An 8,228-nucleotide genomic window follows, 5' to 3' on the forward strand; every position below is an offset into this window, starting at 1 on the left:
TCGTTCCGACCTGCTTCGCTTCCTTTCGGAGGTGCCTTCATCATGGAGCCCGTAGCTGCGGATATATACCTGGGTGGCACTCTCTCTTTAGACGCTCTTCTCTACGCCTGCCGCATCCTGTCCAAACGCCTTTCTGCCTGGTTAAAGGCCCACCATCTGGTATGGCAGCGCATGAACGTCACCCTGGACACGGAAGAGAGACCCATGTCTGTTTCCCGGGAGTTTACCCGGGCCCAGCCCCCCGAAAACGTCCGCCTCCACCTGGAAAGGCTCCTCCACAGTATCCAATTGGTTGCGCCTGTAGAAAAGTTATACGTTGAACTGGACTGGCTGAGCCTCCCTCCCGCAAGCCAGCTGGCCATGTTCGACAGCAAGGACACTGAAAGGGAGGACCGGCTCCGTAAAGCGATTGCTGCGGCTTCCCGCGCCCACAGTGGGATCCTGTTCAGAGCCTCCGACCTCGTCCTTTCCCGCAGAGAGCTCATGCTCTCCTTTTACGACCCGTGGAGGAACTTTATCCGTGGTACAGGCACAGCAGGTACTCTGGCGGAAGAAAGGGAAAATCCTGCAGTTTAAGTGCAGGGGGCAGTGGCATACGGTGAGGGAGGCCCTGGACAGGTGGAAGGACGTGGGAGAATGGTGGGATGGAGAGGCCCCGAAGCTGTTTGTGAGGTTGCTTACCGATAGCGGAGTATGGGAGCTCTACCGGGACCTCACAGACGGCCGGTGGTTCTTCTACAGGCGGTACGACTGAGGGAGGGAACCCGTAAAGAATGCGTGCGCCTGTCTTCGCGCACCTCCACGTCCATTCGTATTTTTCCTTCCTCGACGGTTCTGCCCCGCCGGAAAAACTGGTTAAAAAGGCTGCAGACCTGGAAATGCCGGCCATAGCCCTCACAGACCATTTCAACGTTTCCGGCGCCGTACGCTTCTTTCGCTCCGCAAAAGAAGCAGGTATCAAGCCCATTCTGGGGGCAGAAGTAGTCCTTGAAGGCGGTTACCACCTTACTCTGCTTGCTACAGGTCCCAGGGGGTATGCCAACCTGTGCCGGCTCCTCACGCGGGCGCATATATCAAGCCCCAGGGGAAACCCCAGGTGCTCCTGGGCCGGCCTGGAAGAGCATGCGGAAGGCCTGCTGGCTTTGTCGGGCTGCCGGAGGGGAGAGATACCGTCGCTAATCCTGCAGAGGAAATATGCCGAAGCCAGAGAGGCGGCCCTGCGCTATAAAGCCCTGTGGGGCAGCAGCTTCTACCTGGAGCTTCAAGATACCCTTCTTCCCGGCAACAGGGCGCTCAACCGGTGTCTACTAGAGCTGGGCGAGAACCTAAAAATACCCGTCGTGGCCACAAATAACGTCCATTATGTTTGTAGAAAAGACTTTCCCACCCACGACGTCCTCACCTGCGTCCGCCTGGGAATAAAGCTGGAAGATGTCCATCCGGAAAGGCCTTTAAACGACGAAAACTACTTGAAGCCACCGGAGACAATGGCGCACCTTTTTACTTTTTGCCCCCAGGCCCTGCACAATACTATACGCATAGCTGAAATTTGCCAGCCTGCCCTCGACGAAAGACAGAATTTTTCCCCCAGGTTCCCTTTACCGCCCGGCCAGAGCGCCGATGCCTTCCTCCGGGAGCTGGTTTACAGGGGAGCTAGAGAACGATACGGGTGTATCACTCCGGAGGTAGAAGAGAGGTTGGAAAAAGAGCTGAACGTTATATCGCGCCTGGGTTTTGCCGACTACTTCCTCATTACTTGGGACATCGTTAACTACGCTCGTTCTAAGGGCATACGCTGTGCGGGCCGCGGCTCTGCCGGAGCCAGCGCCGTAGCCTACTGCCTGGGGCTCACGGAAGTTGACCCCATCAGCCGGCAGCTTGTATTTGAACGCTTTATGAGCCTTGAACGAGCCGAAAAGCCCGATATAGATATTGACTTTGATTCCAGGTACCGTGATGTGGTCGCCGGTTATGTCTATCGAAAGTACGGGGAAGACCATGTAGCGGCAGTAGCCACCTACGTGACCTACCGGGCCCGGTCGGCGGTAAGGGACCTTGGCAAGGTCTTCGGCTATCCGGAGGAAGAAATAGACAGCTTGGCCAAAAGCATGCCTTACATCCCTGCCGACGAAATCCTACCGGCCCTGGACCGCTTCCCGGAGCTGCGCCGCGGCCCCTGGAAAGGAGAAAGATACAGGCGCCTGCTTGAATTCTGCGGCCTTATCGCGGGCTTCCCCCGCCACCTGGGCACCCACCTGGGCGGCCTCGTTGTTACCGGTCCCCCGGTGGTGGAGATTTCCCCCTTACAGGTGGCCGCCAAGGAAATAAAAATCTGCCAGTTCGACCGTAATGACATTGAAGAGCTGGGCCTGGTCAAGCTGGACCTCCTCTCCCTTAAGGCCCTAAGCTTACTGGAAGAGGCTGTCCGGGATATTTCCAGGATGAAGCCGGGTTTCCGCTATGAAAAAATACCCCTGGACGATCCTGACACTTACCGGCTGCTTAACAGAGCTCAAACGGTAGGAGTGTTTCAGCTGGAGAGTCCGGCCCAGAGGGCTCTGCAGTCCAGGCTGAAGGCGGAAAACATGGAGGACGTGGTGGCAAGCCTTGCTTTAATACGCCCCGGGCCCATAAAGGGAAATATGGTGGAGCCTTTTATCACCCGGCGCCGGGGCCTGGAGCCGGTTTCCTACCTTCACCCCTCCCTTAAGCCCATACTCGAAAAGACCTACGGGGTAGTCCTTTTCCAGGAGCAGGTCATAGCCATCGCAAGCGAGATTGCGGGCTTTACTCCCGGAGAAGCGGACCGGCTCCGCAAGCTTATGACCCACGCGCGCTCCCTTAAAGAAATGAAAGAAATAGGTGAAGAATTCGTGCGGCGGGCCGTAAGCCGGGGTATAGACGAAAAGACGGCCCGGGATATATTTTCCTGTCTCGAGGGATATGCCTCCTACGGCTTCTGCGAGGCACACGCGGCAGCCTTCGCTACCACCGCCTACTGGACGGCCTACCTTTCCGCCCACTATCCTGCTTACTTCTTTGCGGCACTCTTAAACTGCCAGCCCATGGGATATTATTCGCCGGCAACACTTGCCAATGAGGCCCGCACCAGGGGAATAAGGTTCCTCCCGGTGGACGTAAACACAAGCACAGACAGGTTCACCGTAGAGAAAGCTAGGGCCATCCGCATCCCTTTGAGCCGGGTAAAGGGTATAAGGCAGAATACCGTGGCCAGAATTCTTAAAGCACGGCAGGAGGGCCCTTTTTCTTCACTGCGGGATTTTTATGTTAGGACGCAGACCGAAAGGGATACCCTGGAAAACCTCATCCTCTGCGGTGCCTTCGATACCCTCCATCCCAACAGAAAGGCCCTGCTGGCGTGGGTGCCGGAGGTAATCTCCCAATCGTGCCTGCAGCCCTCGCTGGAACTGGGCCCGCCAGCAGGCATAAAAGATTTTACCGCGGCAGAAAAGTGCCTACTGGAGTACGAGATCTTGGGGATGAGCGCGGATACCCACTTTATGTACTTTTTCAGGGATAGACTTATAAAAGAGGGATATCTGACTGCCGGGCAGGCAAAAGAGATGCCGGACGGAAGCCGTGTGAAAGTGGCCGGGCTGCCCGTAAGGCCGCACCGGCCACCCACCAGAAGCGGGAAAACCGTTGTATTCTTCTCCCTGGAGGACGAAACCGGAATGATTGATGTTACGGTATTCGAGGATGTCTATGATAAGTACGGCCACTTTCTTTTCGGGCCGGAAGCCGGACCCCTGACCGTCACAGGCATCATTCAGCACAGGGGAGAAGGAACTGCCCTGATCTCTAGAAAGTTAGGGCCCGTACTTCTCAAATAGCACTTCCAGGTACCCCGGAACCCCGCGGGCCGTGAGTACGGGCCCGGGAGGCCCGGCTTTTTCTCCCTCCCAGCCGGCAGACCGCAACAGCGCCCTGGCCTCCTCGCTCACCGGGGTGGTCCTGCCGCGCCACGCCGTCAAACAATCCGTAGCTGAGCAAAGTATCGTCTCCTTTCCGGCTTCAGCTGAATTTATGCTCCGGTTCCATTGGAACCCGCTGGTCCCAAAATTTCTAGTGCAATTTCTTCTCTGTTCGTGTAAGGTTCTAAGTGCTACCTCGCACGGAAACCCGCTCCAGGTTTAAAAACTTGCCTAAAGGGGGGACCTTGCCTTTGAATACAACGAGGTGTAAAGTTATGGTGGAAAGAATTCTTATAGCAAAGGAAGTGAAGCTTAGTGAAGGAAAATCTGGAACGCGTGGCTGCGCAAGTCCTGGCAATTAAGACGGGTCTCATCCTGCCCCACGACGACATCGCCGCCACGGTGGCCGATGCCGTACGAGGTATAGTAGAGGACGGGGATATAATCTGCGTGACCGAAGCAGTCGTCGCCCGTTCTCAGAACCGCTACCTGAGTTGCGAAGAGCTGGCGCAACAGGTAAAAGATATGTTCGGGCTAAAACCCAAGAGCACCCTGGCCGTCGTGTACCCCATTGCCAGCCGCAATCGCTTTGCCCTGGTATTAAAAGCCATAGCCATGGCCAGCCAAGGCGGTAGGGTTATAGTAGCTTTCCCCGTTCCGGCAGATGAAGTGGGTAACCAGGTTATAGACGCCGAACTGGCCAGAGTCCGCCTGGGGTTAAAAATGCTTTATAAACATCTATCCTCGGCCCGGGGCAGCACACCATACTTGAATATCCTCATCCGGGAGGTAATAGCCGCCCTCATCCTTCAATCTTTGGGATACAAAATCTTAGGCATGAGAAAAATCTTAGGCAGCGGGATCGCCGATATCACGGTGCACACCCCCGAGGGCATCCTGGCTCCCCTGGAAGTAACTTTCGTTGAACAGGAGAGGGCAGCGCGGAAGGCTGTTGAAATCATGGAAGACATGGCCGAGGCCGGTCAAGCCCTGGCGGCAGCCGTAGACCTGGGACGGAAGGAGTTCGTCCTTTTCGATGCCCGCCGGTATCTCGAAGGAGACAAGGAACCGCTACAGCAGGTCTCCTTTGCCGACCAACTGAGCACCTTTGCCGAAGAGGAAGTTATCCATGGTCGGGAACTACCCAAAGAGGTTTTCTGCCATCCCATTACCGGTATTGACTACCGCCGGCTTTATTTAGAGGTCATCGAGGACGCAGGCGCTCAAGGAGACATAATCTTTACCAACAACCCCCTCAAAGTCTACGATATGGGGTATCTAGACGGTATAATTCTGGGAGAAGTCCACCACCGTAAGGAGCGGCGGGACCTGTTCATGGCCCTGGGAGCTAAAGTTCCGGTAAAAACATTAGACGAACTCGGTCCTCCACCGTGGGGGGTCATCGGCTCTAATGTCTCTGATTACGAAAAAGGCATCTTAAAACTTTTACCGGAGGATGCCGACGGGACTGCGGAGGAGATACGGAAACGCATCCTTAAGGATACGGGAAAAAAGGTTGAAGTCCTTATTTTCGGTGACGGCGCTTACAAAGATCCGGACACCGGTATTTACGAACTGGCTGACCCCTACCCTGCGTTAGGAGTTTCTGAGGGGCTGCGGGACTTAAGGCTTAGGACCGGTAAGAAACTTAAGCTGGTAGTAGACACCCTCTATAACAAGGGCTACAGCCGCGAAGAGATTGCCCGTATTATGGCAGAAACAAGGGAGGAACAGAGCGACCTCGGCACTACACCCCGAAGGCTGGTGAGCATTGTCGCTACCCTAGCGGATCTCCTCGCCGGTTCGGCAGACCAGGGCACCCCTGTAGTGCTGGTAAGGGGCATAAAACGCGATTAGCCAAGGAAGTATAGCCTCCGGCAGCAGGCGCCGGTGGGGTCCTACGGGAGCTGAGGCCGCCCCACTCCGGGGCTTCCCGCATTACCTGTTTGCGTTTCTTAAACCTGCGCTGCTTCGCCATTGTTCGTTTCTTCCTTTAGCAAAAAGTATTCTGCTTTTCCCTTTTAAGCAAAAACAAAGCCTTCCCTTTCCCGCAGAGGAGGGAAGGCTCATTTGGTAAGCATTCGGTCTTACTAGGACTGTTTTTACCGCGACCCGTGGTAAAACTTTTCCTCGCTGGTCTGGAGCTGGCGAGACACTGCACCTTCCTGCGCAAAGTGTGCAATTTGCTCAATAGAAAGGCCGCATACTTTTCGTCCTGGCTGGTATCGGCAGGTCTCGATAAGCCAGCCCGTTGTATTGGTCTTATCTTCCCTGACCCCACCACAGCAATTTTGGCCAGGACATAGTGCAAGGGATAGTTTGCGAGTTCCCCTAACGCTTTATCGTCTAGGGGCCTTCCATACCACGAAACCCTTAAACTTCTTTTTGAGTTCTCTTTAGGAAGGCCACCGGCCTTCGGTTTTACGGATTTCTCTGCTATACCAGGCGCAAAAATTCCAGAGGCGGTTAGCCGCCAGCATGGGGGAACTGTTTTGTAAGCACCAAGCGTTAGGACGGGATTTTCCGCTCCAAGCCATGTCTTGACATTCTTCGATATAGTGCTGGATAGCCACGGTAGACACCGTACCAGCAGTACCTACATATAAAGAGGCCGGGAATATGTTCCCGGCGTAACTTCATTTCTTCACTTTAATGGTGGCATCCCGGAAACGAGCATCTCTCCTGGCATTAATGTCAGCCGTCCTCACCGGTAATTTCTAATAACTAGTTCTGTTACTGGTCCCCTCCGGTCAGGCCTGCAGTTTATAACCCTCCTGGCGTAGACTACCTGTATATCGTATCCCGAGTAAAGCTCGCGTATAAAGGGGGTATCCGAATTGCTTAGCATTACCAAACAGCCGCTCCTATCCAGTTCTCTAAATACGGCCGCCAATCTCTTCTGGTCCTTCGGCCCGAACGCGTCCGGAGTATAACCTGTAAAGTTGGCCGTATCGGATAAGGGGTAATAAGGCGGGTCGAGGTACACAAAAGTACCCGGCCGGGCGAATTCCAGCACGCGGCTAAAATCATCACAAATTATCCGCGCGTTTCTTAAAACCTTCGCTACCAACCGGAGGTTGGGCTCGTCCACAATCTTGGGATTTTTATATCTCCCAAAGGGCACGTTATGTTGACCCCGGCTGTTTACCCTCCACAACCCGTTATAAGCTGTCTTGTTGAGATAAAGAAACCGGGAAGCCCTCTCTACAGGAGAAAGCTCCTGGGGATCTAAGGCCCGGATTGAGTAATAATATTCCCGCGTGTTTTTATGCTTTCTGAGAGCCCTTAGCAGTTCCTCCAGGCTGTCACGCACCACCAGGTAAAAGTTGATAAGCTCCTCGTTGCTATCGATAAGAACGGCTTGGTGGGGCAGCAGGTGGAAAAATACCGCCCCGCCCCCCACGAAGGGTTCTATGTAAAGGTTGTATTCCTTCTTAGGGAACAGGGGCTCCAATTGAGGTATGAGCTGGGTTTTGCCCCCTGCCCATTTCACAGGAGGCTTGGGCCTTAGTACCTGAAGCGATAAGGAAGAAGAGCGCTCTAACACCGGTTGTTTCCTCCCAGGCTAACCTCTAGCAGGATATTCGCCTCCAGAGGACAATTTCCTTCTTACACCGGTATCACTAGGGGGTGGCAAGTGGGGTCCCGCCAACGCAGGGGGCCGCTCGAAGGCCGCCTGGGCCGGGTGGAGGAAAACGAAGAGCAGATCAATGGTCTCCAGGTCCTCGCATATTTTTACCCTCCCTATACTCTCGTGAACATTCCTATGCATGATGTACGGGTGCCTGCGTTCTGGGCCTTCAAATTCCTACACCACCTCCTCCCCAAGCCGCTCGCTTTTTCTCTATATCTGGCGCGTCAAAAGTGTATCTCAGGCGAGTTTGAGGACCTCAAGCCTTCGGAGAAAATCTTGCTAAAGAAAAGGATATAAATTCATGAGGATTTACGAAGGTTATAGAAGAAAGAAGGAATGTACAAGAGCCTAGGAATGAGGAAGAGAAGTTATGCAGAAGCGCATTTGCCCTGGTTGCGGCTTGCCGTGGTGGTCGGCTGCGGCGGGAACTGTCTGGAAATGCCCTAACTGTGGGGCGGAGATACCTGTACCTGAGGAGACAGACGAGAAATTGAGCGGAAGATAAAGCTCCGGAGAATCACTCCCGAGTTGCGCCAATTTACCGGCGAATAGCAAATAAACAAACCCTGGCCATTAGGCCCCGGCGGGGTTGCGACTGCCAACCACTACTTGCTGCCTGCACAACAAGCTTTAACGCGGGGGTAAAGCAAGGGCAGGGT

Annotated in this window: 8 protein-coding genes; 6 read left to right on the forward strand and 2 right to left on the reverse strand. The window is 54.5% G+C overall.

Translation table 11 applies throughout. The annotated features are described in order from the left end of the window. From L5656_RS09580 to L5656_RS09590, 3 genes are all read left to right on the forward strand, one after another. Nucleotides 1–576 (forward strand): hypothetical protein (locus L5656_RS09580; RefSeq protein WP_297202374.1); only part of this gene is annotated, 576 nt, incomplete at its 5' end. A 22-nt stretch (nucleotides 577–598) separates the two neighbouring features. Beyond that, on the forward strand, nucleotides 599–754 hold the full coding sequence (locus L5656_RS09585) for a hypothetical protein (RefSeq protein ID WP_297202377.1): 156 nt from the start codon (nucleotides 599–601) through the stop codon (nucleotides 752–754). A 19-nt stretch (nucleotides 755–773) separates the two neighbouring features. Then, complete coding sequence (locus tag L5656_RS09590; protein WP_297202379.1) at nucleotides 774–3,854, forward strand: DNA polymerase III subunit alpha; 3,081 nt, start codon at nucleotides 774–776, stop codon at nucleotides 3,852–3,854. On the opposite strand, the gene L5656_RS09595 is transcribed toward L5656_RS09590, so the two are convergent. Beyond that, nucleotides 3,847–4,014 carry a hypothetical protein gene (locus L5656_RS09595; RefSeq protein WP_297202381.1) on the reverse strand — a complete coding sequence of 56 codons (168 nt, stop codon included), beginning with the start codon at nucleotides 4,012–4,014 and terminating at the stop codon, nucleotides 3,847–3,849. The genes L5656_RS09590 and L5656_RS09595 overlap by 8 nt on opposite strands. 236 nt (nucleotides 4,015–4,250) lie before the next feature. Between L5656_RS09595 and L5656_RS09600 the strand changes: the two genes are divergently transcribed. Next, a complete protein-coding gene (locus tag L5656_RS09600; protein ID WP_297202383.1) occupies nucleotides 4,251–5,792 on the forward strand; it encodes a coenzyme F420-0:L-glutamate ligase in 1,542 nt (513 codons plus the stop codon). An 847-nt stretch (nucleotides 5,793–6,639) separates the two neighbouring features. On the opposite strand, the gene L5656_RS09605 is transcribed toward L5656_RS09600, so the two are convergent. After that, on the reverse strand, nucleotides 6,640–7,482 hold the full coding sequence (locus L5656_RS09605; RefSeq protein WP_297202385.1) for a DNA adenine methylase: 843 nt from the start codon (nucleotides 7,480–7,482) through the stop codon (nucleotides 6,640–6,642). 90 nt (nucleotides 7,483–7,572) lie between these two features. On the opposite strand from L5656_RS09605, the gene L5656_RS09610 reads away from it, so the two are divergent. Both L5656_RS09610 and L5656_RS09615 read left to right on the forward strand, forming a co-directional pair. After that, nucleotides 7,573–7,866, forward strand: coding sequence for a hypothetical protein (locus L5656_RS09610; RefSeq protein WP_297202387.1), 294 nt, complete (start codon nucleotides 7,573–7,575; stop codon nucleotides 7,864–7,866). Between the two features lie 73 nt (nucleotides 7,867–7,939). Next, nucleotides 7,940–8,074, forward strand: coding sequence for a hypothetical protein (locus L5656_RS09615; protein WP_297202389.1), 135 nt, complete (start codon nucleotides 7,940–7,942; stop codon nucleotides 8,072–8,074). Nucleotides 8,075–8,228: the final 154 nt, after the last annotated feature.

The organism is Thermanaeromonas sp., from assembly GCF_021890735.1.
Classification (GTDB): Bacteria; Bacillota; DSM-521; order Neomoorellales; family Neomoorellaceae; genus Thermanaeromonas.

Bases quoted from the DNA above. Each gene is read 5' to 3' on its own strand.
- L5656_RS09615 (WP_297202389.1), top strand. From the start codon at position 7,940: ATGCAGAAGCGCATTTGCCCTGGTTGCGGCTTGCCGTGGTGGTCGGCT.
- L5656_RS09590 (WP_297202379.1), top strand. From the start codon at position 774: ATGCGTGCGCCTGTCTTCGCGCACCTCCACGTCCATTCGTATTTTTCC.